General features: G+C 35.3%; 22 protein-coding genes. 12 read left to right on the top strand and 10 right to left on the bottom strand.

All coding sequences use genetic code 11. The features are described 5' to 3' along the window. Positions 1-512: 512 nt before the first annotated feature. The 6 genes from V4538_09460 to accC form a co-directional block, all read right to left on the bottom strand. Complete coding sequence (locus V4538_09460) at positions 513-1,379, bottom strand: HEXXH motif-containing putative peptide modification protein (protein MES2381258.1); 867 nt, start codon at positions 1,377-1,379, stop codon at positions 513-515. A 2-nt stretch (positions 1,380-1,381) separates the two neighbouring features. After that, positions 1,382-1,969, bottom strand: coding sequence for a cyclophane-containing peptide 2OG-Fe(II) oxygenase YhhC (gene yhhC / locus V4538_09455; GenBank protein MES2381257.1), 588 nt, complete (start codon positions 1,967-1,969; stop codon positions 1,382-1,384). Then, on the bottom strand, positions 1,962-3,146 hold the full coding sequence (yhhB, locus tag V4538_09450) for a cyclophane-forming radical SAM/SPASM peptide maturase YhhB (GenBank protein ID MES2381256.1): 1,185 nt from the start codon (positions 3,144-3,146) through the stop codon (positions 1,962-1,964). Before yhhB ends, yhhC begins: the two co-directional genes overlap by 8 nt. Beyond that, positions 3,109-3,297 carry a YhhA family cyclophane-containing RiPP gene (gene yhhA, locus V4538_09445; GenBank protein MES2381255.1) on the bottom strand — a complete coding sequence of 63 codons (189 nt, stop codon included), beginning with the start codon at positions 3,295-3,297 and terminating at the stop codon, positions 3,109-3,111. Before yhhA ends, yhhB begins: the two co-directional genes overlap by 38 nt. A gap of 391 nt (positions 3,298-3,688) precedes the next feature. Continuing rightward, positions 3,689-3,874 (bottom strand): hypothetical protein, encoded by a 186-nt coding sequence (locus V4538_09440; protein MES2381254.1) that lies wholly within the window; start codon positions 3,872-3,874, stop codon positions 3,689-3,691. Between the two features lie 81 nt (positions 3,875-3,955). Beyond that, a complete protein-coding gene (gene accC, locus V4538_09435; protein MES2381253.1) occupies positions 3,956-5,434 on the bottom strand; it encodes an acetyl-CoA carboxylase biotin carboxylase subunit in 1,479 nt (492 codons plus the stop codon). A gap of 300 nt (positions 5,435-5,734) precedes the next feature. Between accC and V4538_09430 the strand changes: the two genes are divergently transcribed. The 3 genes from V4538_09430 (at position 5,735) to V4538_09420 (ending at position 8,443) form a co-directional block, all read left to right on the top strand. Beyond that, positions 5,735-6,337 carry an OmpA family protein gene (locus V4538_09430; GenBank protein ID MES2381252.1) on the top strand — a complete coding sequence of 201 codons (603 nt, stop codon included), beginning with the start codon at positions 5,735-5,737 and terminating at the stop codon, positions 6,335-6,337. A 20-nt stretch (positions 6,338-6,357) separates the two neighbouring features. After that, positions 6,358-7,047 carry a porin family protein gene (locus V4538_09425; GenBank protein ID MES2381251.1) on the top strand — a complete coding sequence of 230 codons (690 nt, stop codon included), beginning with the start codon at positions 6,358-6,360 and terminating at the stop codon, positions 7,045-7,047. 517 nt (positions 7,048-7,564) lie between these two features. Continuing rightward, a complete protein-coding gene (locus tag V4538_09420; GenBank protein ID MES2381250.1) occupies positions 7,565-8,443 on the top strand; it encodes a substrate-binding domain-containing protein in 879 nt (292 codons plus the stop codon). A 139-nt stretch (positions 8,444-8,582) separates the two neighbouring features. Here the strand turns inward: V4538_09420 and V4538_09415 are convergent, their stop codons facing one another. Both V4538_09415 and holA read right to left on the bottom strand, forming a co-directional pair. Beyond that, a complete protein-coding gene (locus V4538_09415) occupies positions 8,583-10,505 on the bottom strand; it encodes a T9SS type A sorting domain-containing protein (GenBank protein ID MES2381249.1) in 1,923 nt (640 codons plus the stop codon). 76 nt (positions 10,506-10,581) lie between these two features. Next, on the bottom strand, positions 10,582-11,595 hold the full coding sequence (gene holA, locus V4538_09410) for a DNA polymerase III subunit delta (GenBank protein ID MES2381248.1): 1,014 nt from the start codon (positions 11,593-11,595) through the stop codon (positions 10,582-10,584). An 81-nt stretch (positions 11,596-11,676) separates the two neighbouring features. Between holA and V4538_09405 the strand changes: the two genes are divergently transcribed. The 6 genes from V4538_09405 (at position 11,677) to V4538_09380 (ending at position 16,501) form a co-directional block, all read left to right on the top strand. Further along, positions 11,677-12,105: a type I restriction enzyme HsdR N-terminal domain-containing protein gene (locus V4538_09405; protein MES2381247.1), complete on the top strand. Its 429-nt coding sequence runs from the start codon at positions 11,677-11,679 to the stop codon at positions 12,103-12,105. A gap of 56 nt (positions 12,106-12,161) precedes the next feature. Further along, positions 12,162-13,301, top strand: coding sequence for a glycosyltransferase (locus V4538_09400; protein MES2381246.1), 1,140 nt, complete (start codon positions 12,162-12,164; stop codon positions 13,299-13,301). A gap of 4 nt (positions 13,302-13,305) precedes the next feature. Next, complete coding sequence (locus V4538_09395; protein ID MES2381245.1) at positions 13,306-13,890, top strand: Crp/Fnr family transcriptional regulator; 585 nt, start codon at positions 13,306-13,308, stop codon at positions 13,888-13,890. A 56-nt stretch (positions 13,891-13,946) separates the two neighbouring features. Beyond that, positions 13,947-15,092 (top strand): cysteine desulfurase family protein, encoded by a 1,146-nt coding sequence (locus V4538_09390; protein MES2381244.1) that lies wholly within the window; start codon positions 13,947-13,949, stop codon positions 15,090-15,092. Between the two features lie 229 nt (positions 15,093-15,321). Next, the gene (locus V4538_09385) at positions 15,322-15,939 is read left to right on the top strand and encodes a sigma-70 family RNA polymerase sigma factor (GenBank protein ID MES2381243.1); all 618 of its coding nucleotides are present in this window, start codon (positions 15,322-15,324) and stop codon (positions 15,937-15,939) included. 40 nt (positions 15,940-15,979) lie between these two features. Further along, positions 15,980-16,501 (top strand): DUF4294 domain-containing protein, encoded by a 522-nt coding sequence (locus V4538_09380; GenBank protein MES2381242.1) that lies wholly within the window; start codon positions 15,980-15,982, stop codon positions 16,499-16,501. Positions 16,502-16,528: 27 nt separating this feature from the next. On the opposite strand, the gene V4538_09375 is transcribed toward V4538_09380, so the two are convergent. Next, positions 16,529-16,990, bottom strand: coding sequence for a PaaI family thioesterase (locus tag V4538_09375; GenBank protein ID MES2381241.1), 462 nt, complete (start codon positions 16,988-16,990; stop codon positions 16,529-16,531). Between the two features lie 63 nt (positions 16,991-17,053). Here V4538_09375 and V4538_09370 point away from each other — a divergent pair, with 63 nt between their 5' ends. From V4538_09370 to coaD, 3 genes are read left to right on the top strand one after another with little or no spacing between them, the layout of a single operon-like run. After that, on the top strand, positions 17,054-17,926 hold the full coding sequence (locus V4538_09370) for a DUF3822 family protein (protein ID MES2381240.1): 873 nt from the start codon (positions 17,054-17,056) through the stop codon (positions 17,924-17,926). After that, positions 17,917-18,453, top strand: coding sequence for an RsmD family RNA methyltransferase (locus V4538_09365; GenBank protein ID MES2381239.1), 537 nt, complete (start codon positions 17,917-17,919; stop codon positions 18,451-18,453). Before V4538_09370 ends, V4538_09365 begins: the two co-directional genes overlap by 10 nt. 10 nt (positions 18,454-18,463) lie before the next feature. After that, positions 18,464-18,922, top strand: a complete 459-nt coding sequence (coaD, locus tag V4538_09360; GenBank protein MES2381238.1) for a pantetheine-phosphate adenylyltransferase — start codon at positions 18,464-18,466, stop codon at positions 18,920-18,922. 59 nt (positions 18,923-18,981) lie between these two features. Here the strand turns inward: coaD and V4538_09355 are convergent, their stop codons facing one another. Next, complete coding sequence (locus V4538_09355; GenBank protein ID MES2381237.1) at positions 18,982-19,515, bottom strand: NADH-quinone oxidoreductase subunit I; 534 nt, start codon at positions 19,513-19,515, stop codon at positions 18,982-18,984. Positions 19,516-19,520 lie beyond the last annotated feature (5 nt).

Below are 19,520 nucleotides of genomic sequence, written 5' to 3'. Positions count from 1 at the left end.
AAAGATCAAGAGCATGAAGATGGAGCCGTAGAGCATTATAGACCAAAAAAAGGCTTTCAGATAAAGAAAGGTGACAAGTTAATCCGACCAGGCTACTATTGGTTAGGATATGATTGGAGTAATTTATTTTTCGTATGCACCCATTGTAACCGAAAAAAAAGCACTATTTTTCCTTTAAAAGATGAGAAAAAAAGAGCCCTTTATCATAAAAAGAGTATAAAAAATGAAGCCCCATATTTGCTTGATCCTTGTGGAGTGAAAAATCCTCGGGAGCATATTATATTTAAAAGTCAATTAATTGAAGGGACATCTGAATATGGTAAATACACTATCGAAATATGTGATTTAGACAGAGATGATTTGAATAACAAGAGGCTTAAAGTAATTAGCGATATAAAAGCAAGATTAGTTATTTTAAAAACTAGTAAAGACAAAATAGATATTAATGACGCTATAAAATATACCCAAAATGCAATAAGCTCAAAAGGTGAATTTTCTGCAATGGCAATCGACTATATAGAAAGTAAAGAAGGTCGCACTATGTTAAAAGCAATCATTTCGCCATATTCTGTTAAGTCAGGATTGGAAGGAAAATCCGCTAAAGAATTAATCTCTGATCTGATTGATTTTATACGGAAGTCTAAATAGCTAATAACTTCATCATTTTGGGTATATATCGGTCTAATCTCTTTATAAAAATCTAATATTGCTTTAAAAACAAACAACCCATGTAACACTCCGCGGGCTGGCCTTTTTTCATCGCGCCATGGCGAAAAGTACCTGTTGCCTGTATCTAGCAAAAGCAAAGGAGTAATATCCTCAATAAGGGTAAGCTTTAAATGCATGGCTTCGTGCAAAATAGATTCAGCCACCCGCAGGTTAGTAATTATTGAATCATCAGCACAAACAGAAACAAAAACAGTGAATGGAATTTTAGGGCTGCTATAGCTTAAATCAATTTCAGCATCATCCTGCTTTAAAACCTGTATACACCTGACAAGTGTTGCTACACAACTAAACACTGGTTGTACCTGAGCCAGCGTATCAATTGCCTCTTTAAGTTTGTTTAGCTGTGTACCTGTTTCTATTTCATAATCAGGCACAAGGCCATGTCCATCATAAAAAACACCTAACCTATCGGCCGATGGAGCTTCCATATAAATTGGCAAACCTTTTTCATCTTTTATTATCTCAATTCTGTTGCCAATAGCAATGGCGGAATCATTGATAATTCTTGCAGTGGTGTATTCATCAGGGTTGCTTATTCCCTGTGTTTTTAGCTTATCCCATGCCTGGTTAACAACGTATTCGGTTGCTGTGTTCTCCCATAACGGAATGGGCTGAGCAAGGAAATTTTGTACTGTTTTATCAATACTCATGCTTAAACTTTCCTGAATGTATAAATAATGGTATACCTTGATGAATCATAAATTTTTGACACTGCGTGGTAAGAGTTGGGCGAAATTTCGAACGCAAAAGCCGAGTTATGAATAGGATTAACTAACTTATTTAAATCGCTGGCTTCGTAGGAGTTAAAAAGCATAAGCACTCCCCCGTTTTGTTCTTGCCAATGTGGGTTAATATGTATAACCAGCCTGTGGCTTTCTTCATCGTTTATAAAATCATTATGAATACCTATACGGTGACCATCCACCAGCTTATGCGCTGCAATTCCAACCAATTCAATAGCCGAAACATTAAGTTTATGCTGTATGTTTTCTTTTATAGTGGCTAAGCAATTTTCATCTACAAGGCATTTTATATCCGCGGGCAGTTCGGCATTTAAAAAATCAAACTCGTATTGTTCGTAAAAGTCGGTTTTGGTTAAATGCCACTGTGCTGTGTTTTCAAACCAATTGTATAATGTTGTTTCAAGGCCGTTTTGAAGAATTGAAGAACAGTGAAAATGCGGGAACGGTGTATACTCAGCCTGAGTGTTAGAGAAATTTAAAATAACTGAACTATTCATTTGTAACTATAATTTGAGATAACGCCTCCCGCATATTGTTGATTAAATACAATTGGTCTGAACAATACACCGAAGGATTATCGAATCCATTTCCATCTTGCCACCTATGCAATATCATACCACCACCACAAACATTAAGTTCAGGGCAGCTTAAACATTTAGGATTTGAAGGCCTTTGCATTTTCCTGTATTCATCAAACTCAACCGAGTTTAAAAACTCTCTGAGGTTGGCATTTTTAATATTAATAGGATTTGAAAACTTATCTGCACCGTCAAACGAGCTTTTCAAAGTGTCGTTTTTCATAACGGTGCCATCCGTGTCTATTATAACAATGCCAAAATCTGTTAAACCTAAGCCTTCTTTTGTAACAATTCCACCCAATAACACCTTTAGCATGTCATCTAACACCCTTATAGGCATTGGGTTTTGATCACTTAAGTAAACCTCAAGAAGCTTACTCTTCCACTCGCCATACTCTGTAGAGCTGATAGCTGATTTACCTGCGGGAAGCCTTGTATGGTTTCCATCCCTGTATAAAAAGTCAACACTTGGAGGATTGAGCTGCTTAAAAAATGAATAAACTTCTTCAGGATTAGAAGTAGGATCAATTACTGCCAGCAATCCAGCATTTAAAAAAGATGAATCAGGATGAGACTTCAACTCATTTATTCCTTTTATAACTTCTTCGAAAGTACCCTCGCCTTTATGGTTAACCCTTAATTTATCGTGAACATGTTTAGGCCCATCAATACTAACAGCCACACTGGCTTGGTATTTTGAGCAAATATTAAGGATTGACTTACTAATAAGTACCCCATTTGTTTGAATGCTTATCGAATACTTATCGGACAAGTACTTTCGTATGGTTGCAAGCAAATAATCCAGCCTCTCCTCTCCTAAAAGAAGAGGCTCTCCGCCATGTAAAACGATGCTAAATGGTGTAGATTGTGTATCTGATAAGAGTTTAAGCGAATCGGCAATAGCATCTACTGTTTCCTTGGATATGAATTTTTCCATGCGAGACCAATTGGTATCTCCCATGTTATATACATAACAGTAGCTGCAATTAATATTACACCTGCTAGCAACCTTAATTAAAACCGTATCTAAATCTCTATGAGTATTAGTATTTGGCTCATTATCTACCACGGTTGTGGCGGCTGTGAGTGCGGTCATAAGCGTTAATAAAGTTCTTGCCCTCGTTGCGCACTTCTTCAATTAGTCTTCTAAGAACTGCATTTTGAACGTTACCTGCAACAACTGATGCTGAGGCATTTGCCTGAACAGTATTTAACTGTTCCATTTGGTTGTTAATTTGATTCATCATTGTTTTTTTAATTTAAGCTATAAATAAAAATAGAGCTAATTTAATAAACGTGTCATTTGCCTTTAAAATCAATAGGTCTGAAGAAATTACTTTAACTCATCGGCAAATAACTAAATTCAAATGTAATATAATTATGAAATATAAAATGAGATTAATATAAACATTTATATTAATAAAAGTCAATTAAATACACAGTCTCTATTGGGATATGTGTATTACTTAAAATGCCTTTTTGTAATTAGGCTGAAAATAAAAAATAGAATTATAATAGCAATAGATTGAACTGGACTTTGAATCATCTTAACGGCAAAAGTTTACTTTGGGACTACTTTACACAAATCAACCACACAAGGCCAGACTATCCGCACTACAAGATAACTTTAAAGCCAAACTACCATTTAAAAACACCTTTGGCAGCCAGATAAGGCAACAGAATATACAATACAACACCTTTTACCAAAAAGAACATAAAGCCCCAAAAGCCAAGCTTTTTAACATACCCTAACCACTTCCACCTTTTGTTATGTGGTACCGGGCATTCCAATGGTTTATCTTGTGTTTTTTCTATTGCTTTCACTGTAAAAAAGTGTACAATTATAAATAAATATCACGTTGTTGTTCAGCTAAAAATAATGATTTTACTTATCCAGAATAGCTTTTAGGCTTTCCTGTTTTGTAACCAGTTACTCTTATTTCCTTCTGCTACTTTTTGGGTAGCATTTGCATCGCCTTTAAAAAACAACTCACCCGCTGCAAAAGCACTTACCTGGTTGTAATCAGCAGTGTTTTGCAAATACTCAGGTTTAAAGTAATTATCAATAAACTTGGTATCAAAGTTACCCGAAACAAATGCTTCGTGCTGCATCACAAATTTACCAAAAGGCAAAGTAGTTTCAATACCCGTTAACTGGTAATCATCAATAGCACGTATCATACGCAAAATGGCTTCGTTACGGTCTTTACCAAAGGTAATCAGCTTGGCTATCATCGGGTCGTACTGAATAGGTATTTCCATACCTGCTTCAAAGCTATCATCCACCCTTACACCATATCCTTGCGGAATTTTATACGAATTCAATTTACCTATATCCGGTAAAAAATTATTGGCAGGATCTTCCGCACAAACACGCAATTCAATACTGTGTCCGCTTATTTTTAAATCTTCCTGCGTATAGCCTAAAGCCTCGCCCCTTGCTACGCGTATTTGCTCCTTCACCAAATCCATACCTACAATTTGCTCCGTAACCGGATGCTCCACCTGCAAACGCGTATTCATTTCTAAGAAATAAAAGTTCAGTTTTTCATCTACTAAAAACTCAACCGTTCCGGCACCCACATACTTACAGGCACGGGCTACATTAACAGCCGCCTCGCCCATTTTTTGCCTCACCTCTTCCGTTAAACAGCTGCTTGGCGCTTCTTCTACCAGCTTTTGGTGCCTACGCTGAATACTGCATTCGCGTTCAAACAAATGAACTATATTACCATGCGTATCGCCCAATATCTGAAACTCAATATGGCGTGGCGAACCCACATATTTTTCTATAAAAACAGCATCATCGCCAAAGGCAGATTTTGCCTCCGACTGAGCCATTCTAATTTGCTCTTCAAATTCGCTTTCCTGCTCTACTACACGCATGCCTTTTCCACCACCACCGGCACTTGCTTTAATCAATACCGGATAGCCAATACCGGCAGCTATTTTCTTTGCTTCACCAATATCGGTAATGGCATCTTTAGTACCCGGTACCATAGGCACATTGAATGCAGCTACCGCATTCTTGGCTGAAATTTTTCCACCCATTAAATCCATGCTTTCTGCACTCGGCCCAATAAATGTAATACCTGCCTCCTTTACCTTACGGGCAAAGTGCGCATTCTCACTTAAAAAACCATATCCCGGATGTATTCCGTCAACCCCTAATGATAGGGCCACTTCTATAATTTTATCGCCTAACAAATAACTTTGATTGCTTGGAGGAGGCCCAATACATACTGCTTCATCAGCATAACGCACGTGTAAAGCTTTTCTGTCAGCCTCACTAAAAACCGCTACTGTTTTTATACCCATTTCCTTGGCTGTACGCATTACACGTAAAGCTATTTCGCCTCTGTTAGCAATTAAAATCTTTTTCATTATTTCAGTAAAATAGAATGCGAATATAATTCACTGCCTCAAACTGCCATGAAGTTTTTTATCACAAAATAAATAACATTAAAAGACGGAGCTGCATAGATTTTTATTGGTTCCGTTAGTGAGAATTATATAACATTTAATAAATGCTTTATAACAATTATGCTGAAGCATAACAACAAATTTGAAACAAAAAAAATGATGAAACAAACTATGAAATCAAATAAAATACAAACTAAGGTAATCGCTGTTTTTATACTTAGTATATTCTCTTTAAGCCTTGTATTAAATGGCTGTAAAAGCATGAACAAAACTAAAAAGGGAGCGGTAATTGGCGTAGCAGGAGGAGGTATTATAGGTGCGGTAATTGGCAGAGCATCGGGCAATACAGCCTTAGGTGCTTTAATAGGTGCTACAGTTGGTGGAGCAACAGGTATTATAATAGGCCGAAAAATGGATAAGCAAGCAGAAGATTTAAAAAATTCGATTCCTGATGCCAAGGTCTATAGAGTAGGTGAAGGAATTATAGTAGAATTTAACAGCAAAATTCTTTTTGGAATTGATAAATCAGATTTGAATGATAATGCCAAAGATAATTTAGGCAAATTGGTAAGTGTGTTAAATAAATACCCCGAAACGAATATTGAAATTCAAGGACATACTGATAACGCAGGAACAGATCAATACAACATGAGTTTATCAAAGCGCAGGGCTTCATCGGTAGCTAGTTGGCTAAAAAATAGTGGTGTTGTAGGTAGAAGAATAAGCACCAAAGGCTATGGCGAAAGTGCACCCAATTACACCAATGAAACAGAAGATGGTAGAGCACAAAACAGGCGTGTTGAATTTTTGATAACGGCCAATAGCAAAATGCGTGCAGAGGCCGAAAAGGAATCAACTAACTAATTTTAAAAAAGCTTATATTTATGAAAAGTATTTTTATAGTTTCCCTTTTTTTACTAGCGTTTAACCTAAATACTAGCGCACAAAACAATACGCTAGGCAGTATGTCGTTTGGCATATATGGTGGTATAAATTTTCAAAACATCAATGGAGATGATGGTGGAGGCAGTACACTTTCCAACTCGTTGGTAACCCGATTTAATATAGGAGTAAACGAGGAAATTCCAATTGCAACTGATTTTTACATACAACCTGGCTTGCAGTTTATATCAAAAGGAACTGAGGGAAATGTAAATTACACTGATAATTCAGGAACTCGTTCTTTAACCCGAAACTTGTCTATATTTTATATTGAGCTACCTGTTAATTTAGTGTATAAACCATTATTAGGAACCGGACATTTGGTATTGGCATTTGGACCTTATGTTGGCTATGCCATGGCTGGTAATGCCAAATTTACTGGCACCAATGCGCCTGCCAATACCGACTTACAATTTACAACCGATGCACCAGGCAGCGATGCAAATAACCTTATTTACTATAAAAGATGGGATGTAGGTGCTAACTTTTGCGTAGGTTATGAATTTAGCAATGGCATAAACATGATGCTTACTTCACAATTAGGGCTAATAAATATTAATGCTAACAGCAGCAGTAAACTAAGCGAAAAAAATACTGGCTTTGGCTTATCAGTCGGCTATAGGTTTTTATAGCAAATATCCGCTCTCGCTCGCGTGCTGCGAGTGAGCATATCCCCTTCCAAAAGCTCAAAAACAAGACACCAACCCACTTCCCAAACAGTTTAAAATATACTTTCCAATATAAAACAAGTAAGCAAAACACCAACACCATCCATCCAAAAAATGACCAAAAAAAACCTTCGTTTTGGGTTCGTTTTTCCTTCGTTGTAGGTTCGTTCTGCCTGTACCTAAATTTTTACTAAAAAACACCCCTTATTTACCCTCCCAAAAGCCTAAAAAGCATCCAAAAAACCCATTTCAAAATATAGGTATAAATACAACCCGTAGAGACCTTGCATGCAAAGTCTTTAACCCCATACCCGCTTTAAATAAACTAAAACCAATTGCCTTTAATTACGTTATAATAAGTAAAGCTTTTATAAACCCGCACAACTGATAATTATAGGCCTAAAAGATGAATTTTATCCTGTAAATTGGCTTTACTGCTACCAATAAAAGTATATTTTTGTATTAATAAACAATTAAAACAATGTTTAAAACAATAAGAGTTGGAGGCGTACCGGAGCATTTTAACTTAGCCTGGCACCTGGCTATTGAACGTGGCGATTTTGCCAAAAAAGGAATTGCCATTGAATGGATTGATGTGCCCGGAGGCACAGGAGCCATGTGTAAAATGTTGCGCGATGGCGAAATTGATATTGCCATTGCTTTAACCGAAGGAGTAGTTTCCGATATTATGCAAGGTAATCCAAGTAAGCTGGTACAGTTTTACGTTAACTCCCCTTTACGTTGGGGTATTTTTGTTGATGCCAAATCAAACATCAAAACCATTAGCCAAATGCAAGGCCAGAAATATGCCATTAGCCGATATAAATCGGGATCGCATTTAATGGCTTATGTAAATGCCGCTAACAATGGTTTATCCATTAACGATAGCGAAGATTTTGTTTTAGTAGGTAATTTAAACGGAGCCAGGAAAGCTTTAGCCGCTAACGAAGCCCAGTTATTTATGTGGGAAAAATTTACGACTAAACCTTATGTAGATAGTGGTGAGTTTAGAATGATTGGAGAATGTAAAACACCTTGGCCATGTTTTGCCATAGTAGCTACGGATAATTTTATCAATACACAACCCACTACCCTTGATGAAGTATTGGAAGTAGTAAACAAAAGCTGTAACGACTTAAAATATAACGATGAAGCGGTTGACCTAATTGCCTGGCGTTATCAAATAAAACTGGCCGATGCGATGTCGTGGTTTTCGGAGTTAGAATATGCCGCCAAAGCAGAGGTAAGTGAAGAGGAAATGAACCAGATATTAGATAAGTTAGTTCAGTTTAATATTATAGAAAGCAAGCCTGATATTTTCGATATTTGTTATAACAAAACACTCGAACCCATTCAGTAATTGTCGTCTGTAGTTTGAGCGAAGCCGAAAACTAGTCTCGACTCCGCTCGACATGATTGCAATGACGGAATCAATAATAAAAAAAAGAGGCTGAACTTTTAAAAGTTCAGCCTCTTTTTTGTTGGATAAAAGGTACTGCTTATTCAGCAATCATTTTACCTGTAGCTTTAAAACCATTGGCTTCAATGCTGTAGAAATAAACACCGGCAGCCACATTAGAAAGATTAACTTCTAAGTTAGATAAACCTGCAGGAATTTTATCGTATGATTGGTTATAAACTTCTTGTCCCATTACGTTTAATACGCGAACTACTGCATTAGTACTTTGTTTAAAGTTAACGCTGATGTTAGTTTTACCGTTAAATGGATTAGGGTAGTTTGAAACTACATTAAACACTTCGTTTTTAAGGGTAGAAATACCTGTTTTTTTAGCTAAGATAGACGATTTAGGAATGCTCATGTAAACCAAATCATAAGGACCTAATGCATCAGGATTGTTAGTTGCATCATAAGCACCAATTGAAGAGCTTTGAGAGAAAGTAATGTGTAAGTTAGCATCACTTGTTGGAGAAATACTTGCGTACATTTCTTCTAAGTTAAAGCCCATGTATTGGGTTAAGTTTTGCATAGTAGTATCCCAAGTAGCACCTTTATCAGTTGAGTAAGTTAAAAACACATCTCTGTAGTTTCTTCCGTTAGCATCAGCATCACCTTCAGTCATACCAGAAAATATCATGAAAATAGTATCTCCTACAATAGAAGCATGTGGCATAGAAGTAATGGAAATATTACCATATCTAGCACTTGTTGCATTCCAGCTTGCACTTAAATTTAAAGCACCGCTTCCGTCAGCATCAGGCGATTGACCAATAATTTGAATACTATCTAAAGGAGTACCTTCTTTCCAGTGTCTGATTTCATTTAAACCTGCACCTCTAAAGAAAGTAACTGAGTTATCAGTAGTATCGTTATCTAACACCTGGCTGATAGCCCAGAAGCAATGTGCGTTACCGTCAGCATCTAAAACAACGCTAACTGTTCCATCATTCGACATAGCAGTATCTACTAAAGTTTTGTAATCGTAAGCAGGTACCGGGAATGAATCAATAATGGTTTTAGTCCAGGTATCTCCGTTATCTGTTGATTTGAATAACATCATATCATCAGTTAATCCACCTATTAAAATAGCTACGTTTGAACCTCTTGCATCCATTGCATAGTTATCACCTCCACCACTCCAGATACGGTCAGAGTTGTAACCTGTTAATACTTGTTTTTTAACTTCCCAAGTATTACCGCTAATGTTTAAACGTGAATAAACCTGAGGCGTTCTAACACCATTAATATAAGGTCTGTTAGGTTGGTTGGTTCCAGAATCAGTAAAAGAAGCAAATACGTGTAAATAGTTACCCGATACTACACTTCTGTTCCAAAGAACACCCGGTATAGCTATGTTAGATGAATCTAAAACAGTAGTTCCTGTCCAGGTACCAGCACCTAATCCGGTTTTGCGGTTTAACATTAAACCGGTTGCAGCACCCGCATTTGGAGTACCCGAAGCTTTTACTACGTGCGATATAATCATTTCTTCGTTTGTAGCTGCGCTGTATGCATAACAAGGGAAACCTGTACGCTCAGGGTCAATTCTTAAAGATGCCTGAGTTGGGTTTATCCATGAAGTTCCATTGAAATGATTATAACCAGAACCCCTTGAGTTAGATCCTTGCGAAGGATTGTCCTGAGCAGTTGTCCAGGTTAAAGAAACCTTTCCACCGGCATGTAAGTAAACGTGGTTAGCTACAGAACCATTGGTTTGTTGGTTGTTAAAAGTTTCACCAACTTTAGCTGTTCTTTGAAATTCTGCACCTTTACCAAAAGTTGCAGTTGATTTGTTAGAACCATTTACTCTAACTACCGAAGGCTTGTCAGCTTCCTTCACAGTTTTTGTAGCTTGCATTGGTTCAACTCCTGTTGTAACCTTTGCAAGTCTTGTTTTTTGCGGTGCTTGCGCAAAAGCAGAAATGCTTAAGGCAGCCATACCAAATAGGAAAATTCTCTTCATATAAATACTCTTTTTAGTTTATTTTAAAATGCAGAAATAACAATTAAATAACAAATTATCAAGCCGAGCGGTGGGTTTATTTGAATAGTCTTACCAAAAAATCTTTTAATATTTCCTGGCTACTTAGCGCTACACTATTGATTCCCTTGCTTTTTAAGTCGTATTGAGCACACAAGGCTATAATACGTTCCAATTCGTTCATGGAGTAATTTTTTACCAAATTCACATAATCATCAGCCTGATAGTAACCTAACCCAAATGCTGACTGAATTGTTTTTTTATCGCGTGTATTTGTTTTTGAAATGATGTAAGCTTTGGCAAACATACCGCTAGCCATAGCTACAAAAGGAATAATAGAAAAGTCTTTATTTCTTGATAAATGATGGGCTATTTTAAACACCCTGTGTGAGTTTTTTGCAGCTATAGCTGATAATAATTCATAGGGATTAAACTCTTTACTAATGCCTATATACTTTTCAATATCATTATCCGTTATGTCTTTATCAGGGCCGTTTTTATTGATAAACAGTTTATCCAATTCATTGGCAATTTTTGATAAATCACTTCCCAACGAGTCAGCAATCAATGCAATCGATTTATCGTTGATAGTGTATCCCTGCGTTTGAACATAACTTTTTATCCAAGGTAATAAATCCTTTTCATATAGTTTGGCACTCTCAAAAGTTACATACTTGTCGGCCGATTTATAGAATTTGGTACGTTTATCAAGCTTTTTCCCTTTTACACATATAACCAATATAGTACTGGGAACCGGCTTTTCTAAATAAGTTTCAAATGAATCAAAGTTTTTAAATCCCTGTGCTTCCTTTACAATAATAAGTTGCTTATCAGCCATCATAGGGAAACGCCTGGCACTTTCAATTACCTGATTAGGCTCTATATCCTTAGCATAAAATATGGTTTGGTTAAAGCCTTTTTCATGTTCAGCTAATGCATTATGTTCTATATAATTTGCAATAACATCAACAAAATAGGTTTCTTCGCCATGCAAAACATAAACCGGAGCAAACTTTTTTGCCTTTAAATCCTGCATTATTTTATTGAACTGAAGAGATATTTCTGTAGCCACTTTTCGTTTATTTTATGTTTGCAAATAATTAAAAGTTTTCGAGCCTTTTTATTTGATTTGTGAACATTTGTATACAAAACTTTGCACCTTAACCTACCAACATATCCATTTAAGCTAAAAAAGCAGCAAAATAAACCCTTTATTTACGACCAGATAAGGAAAAAATTTGTAAGCTTAAACCCCGAAGAGTGGGTAAGACAGCACATTATTAGCTATTTAATTACGCACAAAAATATTAGCAAAGCGCATATTGCTGTGGAACGACAAATAGTGTACTTAAATACTACAAAAAGGTTTGATGTTTTAGTTTTTAACAAAAATGCAGAAACTGATATTTTAATTGAATGCAAAGCACCATCTATTCAACTAAACAGCGAAACAGCCCTGCAATTAGCCTTGTACAACCAACAATTCAAATGTAAAATCATTATCATCAGCAACGGATTACAGCATTTTTCATGGCAGCTAAACTCCGAAAACCAGTACGAATTATTTAGCTTTTTTGATTGATGTATTTCAAATTGTACATTTTTTTTTACCTTGCTCCATATTTTTAAAATAATCAATTGAAAATTAAAATCTGCCATTTTTCTTCAGTACATAGTATTATAGACACACGCGTTTTTTATCGGGAATGTGTAAGTATGGCAACTGATTTTGATGTAACTTTAATTGCCATCGGCAATTATTCAGGTAATAAAAACGGGGTTAAAATTATTGGTATTCCCAAACCTAAAAATCGTTGGCAGAGAGTTTTTGCCACTATTTTTAACGTTTTCACACTGGCATTAAAAGAACAAGCACATATTTACCATATACACGATGCTGAAATGCTTCCATTTGGATTATTGCTTTCCCTTTTAGGCAAAAAAGTAATTTACGATATTCATGAAAATACCAAACAGGATATTTTACTAAAACCATGGATTCCCGCAAAACGAAAACAGTTAATTGCCAACTTTTACGATAGACTTTTAAGTTATTCAAGTAAGCATATTCATTATATACCGGTAGTTGCCAACGACTCTTTCTTGCCCATTTTCCATGTAAAACCAAACCAGTATACCATTATTGAAAATTTTGCCGATGCAGAAAAAATGAAACCCTATTGCATAGATGACAGGCTATCGTTAACAGGTAATCATATATTTTATGTGGGCATGATTAAGGATATGTATTACGACATCAATGTTTTAATCAATGCCCTTTATTTACTGAAACAAAAAGGCCAAGTATATTACCTGCACTGCGTTGGTTATTTTGGCTCACGAACCGATCAAAACTTTGAAAGCAATCCGCATTACCATGAAATAAAAAATCAAATTCATTTTTATGGATACTTGGATATGGATACTGCTTATAAAATAAGCATGCAATGCAGAATAGCCATTTGTTTAAAAAACCAGCCCACTGAAATGATTGTGAGCCATGAAAGAAAGTTTTTTGAATACCTGGCAGTAGGTTTACCTTCCGTTTTTTGTAACAGCACCATTTATACTGATGTGTTGCAAAAATACCAAGTAGGAATAGCTGTTGATTTAAATAATGCTACTGAAGTAAGTGATGCCATAGCAAAACTATTTAATGATACTGCATTTTATAATAACTGTATCAGTGCTTGTTTAAGTGCTACTGAAACCCACTACAACTGGCAAAAAGAAGCAACAAAACTATCATCCTTATATCGTAAACTAGCTATAAACTAAAGTTATGTATAATCAAATAGATCAATACATTTTTAACTGCATCACACTTAACGAAAGTGAACTCAACTTTTTTCATTCCATATTACGGTTTAAAAAAGTAAAACGCAAAACACTTTTACTTACTATGGGTGAGGTTTGCAACTTTGAAGCCTTCATTATTAAAGGTTGTATGCGTATTTACCATATTGATGAAAACGACCAGGAAGTAGTATTACATTTTGGTACCGAAAACTGGTGGGTAAGTGATTTGGCCAGTTATACACAAAACACGCCTACTCAACTTAACATTCAGGCATTAGAAGACTGTGAGCTGTTTATTATAGAAAAGCAGGATAAAGAAAAACTATTTGAAACAGTGCCGCAATTTGAACGCATGTTCAGGTTAATGATTCAGAAAACACATGCCGCTTTGCAACAACGTTTTTTAAATACTTTATCAAAAGATGCTGAAACACGTTACAAAACATTTTTATTAACCTATCCCGAAATACCCCAGCGCGTAGCCCAGCACCATATTGCCTCATTTTTAGGGATAAGCGCTGAGTTTTTAAGTAAAATAAGAACCAAAATGGCTAAAAGCCATTCCTGAATTTTTATTAGCGATTATAAATTAATCACGTATTTTTGAAAACTTTTTTTAATAGTATGGACAGAATTTATCTTGATAACGCAGCAACCACTCCTCTTGACAAAACAGTTGCAGATGCCATGTACAACGTAATGGTGAACGAATTTGGAAATCCAAGTAGTACCCATGCGCATGGTAGAGTAACGCGTAGTTTAATTGAAGAATGCAGAAGGAAAGTTGCTCAGCTAATCAATTGTTCACCGGGTGAAGTATTTTTTACTTCAGGCGGTACCGAAGCCGATAATATGGCTATTAGAAAAGCGGTAAAAGATTACAATATAAAAAACATTATTACCTCTCCTATTGAGCACCATGCCGTGTTACATACTATAGAAGAGCTTGACCACGCAGGAAAAATAAAAATGCATTTGGTTCAATTAACAGAGAATGGACATGTTAATTACGAACATTTAGAAGAACTATTAAAAAACAACCCCAATGCTTTGGTAAGTTTAATGCATGCCAACAATGAAATCGGTAATTTATTAAACGTTGAACAAGTAGGTAATTTATGCGAGCAATACAATGCTTTATTCCATTGCGATACTGTTCAAACCATAGGCCACTACCCTATTGATGTACAAAAGTTAAAAGTACATTTTATAGCTTGTGCTGCGCATAAATTTAACGGCCCTAAGGGAGTTGGCTTTATTTATATAAACTCCTCTACCAAATTACAACCATTTATTACCGGTGGAGCACAGGAAAGAAACATGCGTGGTGGTACAGAAAACCTGTATGGTATAGTTGGACTTACTACAGCCTTAGAATTAGCTTATAGCCACGTAGCAGAAAAACAAGCACAAATTCAATCGTTAAAAACATATATGATTGAAAAATTGAAGGCTGCCATACCTGAAATAAAATTTAATGGTGATGCAGAAGGTAACTCATTATATACCGTGTTAAATGTTTCATTTCCTCCTCATCCTATAGGCGAAATGTTATTGTTTAAATTAGACATTGCAGGTATTTCAGTAAGTGGTGGCAGCGCTTGCAGTAGTGGTTCAGAAGTAGGAAGCCATGTATTACGTGCTTTAAATGTAGAACCTAACAGAGCACCTGTTCGTTTTTCGTTTGGTAAACAAAACACCCGTGAAGATATTGATAAAACGGTGGCTGTTTTAGCTGAAATGTTTCAGTCGAAAAAGGCTGCTGTTTAATACTGCTTTATAATAATATCCAGCATTAGTTAACGAGCTAAATTCCTTTTTAGTTCGTTTTAATTTATTTTTCATATTTTTTTACCGAATACTTGCATTTATGATATTTGTTAGTAAATTCGTTTTCACAATCAACCAATTCATCGCCTATACACACACATATTTACACTAACCAATTAAAAATTACTGTTTGCTAAAAGATTTACAAAACCTTTAAAAGCCTAAAACCATGCAAACTTCAAATGTTAGTGACGATGAATTAATTATTCAGTATCTGAATGGTAATGCCCGTAGCTTTGAAATTTTACTGCGTAAGCATAAAAATGCTGCATTCGCTACTATTTTACAAAAAGTAAAAAGTAAAGATGATGCTGAAGAAATTTTCCAAAATGTATTCATCAAAATTATTGAAGTAATCAATGATGGTAGATACACTGAAATTGGTAAGTTCAAGCCTTATCTACTGTGTTTATGCAACAATTTTTGTATCGATTACCTACGTAAATCATCACGAAAAAAAGACATTGTATTCTCCAGTTTCATCAGTTCATCTGACGAAGATGAATCATACTCTTATTTTGATAACTATGCTGACGACAAGGTTAAAATGCCTTTTGTTGAATATGAAGCTGAACAAGAAGCTAAAATAATACGACAACTAATACTGGAGCTACCGCAAGATCAACAAGAGGTTATTATCTTAAAACAATGGGGCAATATGAAATTCAGGGAAATTGCAGACCATTTAGGTGAAAATATAAATACCATTCAAGGTCGTTTCAGGTATGGGGTGAGAAAATTAAAATTCCTGTTAAAAAAACATCAAGTTGAAATTTCACCTAATTAAAGATATTTTTGGCATTATATTTTCTTGAACAAAAAGTATTATGCCTAAATCACTATTTCTATTCGTTGCTTTGTTATGTATGCTTGGCTCAAAAGCACAGGATACTATTCGGAACATAACATTACCCGACTTTATTGTAAACGCGCAGAAGGATCCTGAATACGAAAAAAAATACCAGCGTTTGGTATACAACGTAAAAAAAGCGTTACCCTATGCTAAGCTGGCAGCTTTCAGATACCAAATGCTGGAGCAAAACCTGCAGTTACTAAATACGGAAAAGGCTCGTAAAGCTTACTTAAAGAAAACGGAGGCCAATATAAAGGATCAGTTTATGGATGACTTAAAAGGATTGACTGTTAGCCAGGGTAAAATACTTATTAAGCTTATTTATAGAGAAACAGGTAAAACTACTTATGAATTATTAGAAACATATCGGGGTAGCTTTACTGCTTATTACTGGCAAGGTATGACCAAATTTTTTGGTGGTAATTTAAAAGATGAATATAATCCGGTAGAAGATTGGCAAATAGAACAAATAATCAAGCAACTTGGCTTTGAATAAATTGTTCTATCTCCCCTCCTGATTGGTTTATTTCTTTACATCACTTTCGTTCAATATTGCCATTATACTGTCAGCAAAGGCTATTTGTGTTTCCTGTCCGTTGTTCACAATAAATATTTCGCATTTACAAAACATCAACTTACTGCCTGCTTTGTATACATGCCCTACAGCTTTTAAACGCTGCCCTTTACCCGGATTTATATAATTAACTTTTAAATCAACCGTAACTACACCCTGGTTTGTATTTACCAAAGTATAGGCAGCAAAACCGGTTGTAATATCGGCCATGGTAGCAGTAACACCTCCATGAGCAAAACCCATTTGTTGTAAATGCCTTTGTTCTAAATCCAAATACGTTTCAATATAACCGGCCTCTATGGTTTTAAATTGATAACCTACATCCTGCATAAACAAATTTCCAACTGATTTTTCAATAATCATTTCTTTAAAATTAGTATTAGCAGGCGTCCAGTTCAAGTTTTCTATCATGGTTAATAAAATAATTTACGTTTTTAAGTTAAATAAAATATTTTGCGAATGTAAGTCTAGCTCATGCAAACAGAAAATAATTTATCACTACAAGTAAAACATTACATTGATAGCGACTATAACGCTGAAAGTAGTTTTAGATATCAGTACTTTTTAATTATTGCACAGCATGAAATGTTATCAATAATAGCTGACGAACAAATAAACAGGGTAGTTTCATTTAAAATATTTACCAATAATTCTATTTCATTTTTAGATATGAATTATGACCAGCTAAAAGAACTGGAGGAAGTAACTGATGAATTTAAACCCAACTATAAAAGTAAAAAAGTAATTATAGCTGACGACAACTGCACTTTAGTACCTGATAGCTTAAATAATATTATAGAATCAGAGTCGTATTACCAGTTAAACAAACGTATAAAGGTTAATTCGCAAGTATTATACAATAAGTTAAACTTACATCATACGGTTAGCTTATTCAATATCAGAAACGAAATATTGAAATTTATTCGTTTCAATATGCCAACGGCAGAAATACTGCATCAGTCATTGCTGTTTATAAAAGCATGCAGCCACTTGGAAGAAACAAATAGGGAGCATACGCTTTACTTAAATTTGCACGTTGATTATATTGAGATTTTGCAATTTAAAAACGACCAGATTCATTTTTACAACAACTTTAAATTTGATAACCAAACAGACATAGCCTATTATGTATTGGCTGTTGCTGAGCAATTAAATATAAGTAAAGACCTGCATTTAGTGGTATTTGGAGGTATTGAGGTAAATGACAGCCAGTACTTATTACTAAAAAAATATTGTAGCCAAATTGAATTGGGTAAACGTCTAGATAAATTCACTTACCCGATAGATTTTTCAAAAATGCCTGCACATTTTTATTTTGCTGCTTCAAGCGTATTGCTTTGCGAATAATCAGTGGCACACATAAAGGAATTATTATTAATCCTCCTAAAGGTTTACCAGTGCGCCCCACAACGGACAGGGCCAAAGAAAGTTTGTTCAATATTTTAGAAAACAACTTTAACTTTAGTAAACTGCATTGTTTAGATTTATTTAGTGGAACAGGTAATGTAGCGTATGAGTTTTGTAGCAGAGGAGCTGATAAAGTAGTGAGTGTTGATTTAGATTTTGGCTGCGTAAACTTTATAAAAGAAACAGCCAAAAAGCATCAGTTTACCCAGCTGAAAACATTTAAGAAAAATGCCTTTACTTTTATTCAGCAATGCGATGAAAAATTTGATATTATTTTTGCCGATGCACCTTATGCATTAGATACTTTAGCAAGTATTCCTGAACACATTTTTAATAAAGAACTGCTTAATATGGATGGATGGCTTATAGTTGAACACCAAAGCAATTTGGATTTAAGCCAACAAAAGCATTTTTTTGATTGTAGAAAATACGGCCAATCGGCTTTTAGTTTTTTTAAACATACCTAATTTTATTTTGATGAAACGCATCGCTCTTTTTCCAGGAACTTTTGATCCTATAACCATTGGACACGTAAACATAATAGAACGTGCAATACCTTTATTTGATGAAATTATAGTGGGTATTGGCCATAATAGCTCTAAGAGTACATTATTCACTATTGAGCAGCGTTTACAATGGATTCACGATATTTTTGTTGATGAACCAAAAGTACAGGCAAAAGCATACGAAGGACTAACTGTTACTTTTTGTGAAGAAATAAACGCACAATATATTTTACGTGGTATACGCACCATGGCTGATTTTGACTATGAAAAAAACATAGCCCAAATGAATAAAATAATTCATCCGCAAACGGAAACTGTTTTCTTAATGTGCGACCCTGCGTATACACCCATCAGTTCATCGGTAGTACGTGATTTAATAAGAAATAATGGCGAGACCAGTCAGTTTTTACCCAAGGAAATTAAGTGGTAATATGTCATAAAAAAAGCGACTAAAATTTAGTCGCTTTTTTTATAAAACCATCTCTGATCCTAATCAATTTTATAGCTTTTTTTACGTTTGGTAATATCTATTCGTTGCTCCATTTTTTCAACCAGCACATCTTTACCATATATAAAACTGTTACGTTTATAATCCGATTCAACAATTCTGTCAGTTAAATAAATGGCATCTTTAGGGCAGGCTTCTTCACACAAACCACAGAAAATACAACGCAGCATATTTATTTCGTATTTCGCTGCATATTTTTCTTCGCGGTATAAATGCTCTTCGCCTTTTTTTCGCTCTGCTGCATCCATGGTAATAGCTTCTGCAGGACATGCAACAGCACATAAACCACAAGCTGTACAGTTTTCGCGTCCTTGAGTATCGCGTTTTAAAACGTGCAAGCCCCTGTAAACCGGGCTAAACTCCCTGGTAACTTCAGGATAACGCAATGAAACGCTCTTTTTAAACATGTGTTTAAAAGTTACGCCCATACCCGATAATATAGCAGGAATATAAAGCTTTTCTTTAAAGCTCATTTCCTTATTGCTTACTACTTTTGATCTATTGGTTAATTGCATTTTAC

It is taken from the genome of Bacteroidota bacterium, assembly GCA_040388375.1.
Taxonomy (GTDB): domain Bacteria; phylum Bacteroidota; class Bacteroidia; order UKL13-3; family UKL13-3; genus JAAFJM01.
Note: the sequence above shows the minus strand (reverse complement) of the source record. Positions and strands in the feature narration are given on the sequence as shown.

Coding starts and splice junctions, on each gene's coding strand:
- V4538_09460 (MES2381258.1), bottom strand. CDS start 1,379: ATGAGTATTGATAAAACAGTACAAAATTTCCTTGCTCAGCCCATTCCG.
- yhhC (MES2381257.1), bottom strand. CDS start 1,969: ATGAATAGTTCAGTTATTTTAAATTTCTCTAACACTCAGGCTGAGTAT.
- yhhB (MES2381256.1), bottom strand. CDS start 3,146: ATGACCGCACTCACAGCCGCCACAACCGTGGTAGATAATGAGCCAAAT.
- yhhA (MES2381255.1), bottom strand. CDS start 3,297: ATGATGAATCAAATTAACAACCAAATGGAACAGTTAAATACTGTTCAG.
- accC (MES2381253.1), bottom strand. CDS start 5,434: ATGAAAAAGATTTTAATTGCTAACAGAGGCGAAATAGCTTTACGTGTA.
- V4538_09430 (MES2381252.1), top strand. CDS start 5,735: ATGAACAAAACTAAAAAGGGAGCGGTAATTGGCGTAGCAGGAGGAGGT.
- V4538_09425 (MES2381251.1), top strand. CDS start 6,358: ATGAAAAGTATTTTTATAGTTTCCCTTTTTTTACTAGCGTTTAACCTA.
- V4538_09420 (MES2381250.1), top strand. CDS start 7,565: ATGTTTAAAACAATAAGAGTTGGAGGCGTACCGGAGCATTTTAACTTA.
- V4538_09415 (MES2381249.1), bottom strand. CDS start 10,505: ATGAAGAGAATTTTCCTATTTGGTATGGCTGCCTTAAGCATTTCTGCT.
- V4538_09395 (MES2381245.1), top strand. CDS start 13,306: ATGTATAATCAAATAGATCAATACATTTTTAACTGCATCACACTTAAC.
- V4538_09390 (MES2381244.1), top strand. CDS start 13,947: ATGGACAGAATTTATCTTGATAACGCAGCAACCACTCCTCTTGACAAA.
- V4538_09385 (MES2381243.1), top strand. CDS start 15,322: ATGCAAACTTCAAATGTTAGTGACGATGAATTAATTATTCAGTATCTG.
- V4538_09380 (MES2381242.1), top strand. CDS start 15,980: ATGCCTAAATCACTATTTCTATTCGTTGCTTTGTTATGTATGCTTGGC.
- V4538_09375 (MES2381241.1), bottom strand. CDS start 16,990: ATGATAGAAAACTTGAACTGGACGCCTGCTAATACTAATTTTAAAGAA.
- V4538_09370 (MES2381240.1), top strand. CDS start 17,054: ATGCAAACAGAAAATAATTTATCACTACAAGTAAAACATTACATTGAT.
- coaD (MES2381238.1), top strand. CDS start 18,464: ATGAAACGCATCGCTCTTTTTCCAGGAACTTTTGATCCTATAACCATT.
- V4538_09355 (MES2381237.1), bottom strand. CDS start 19,515: ATGCAATTAACCAATAGATCAAAAGTAGTAAGCAATAAGGAAATGAGC.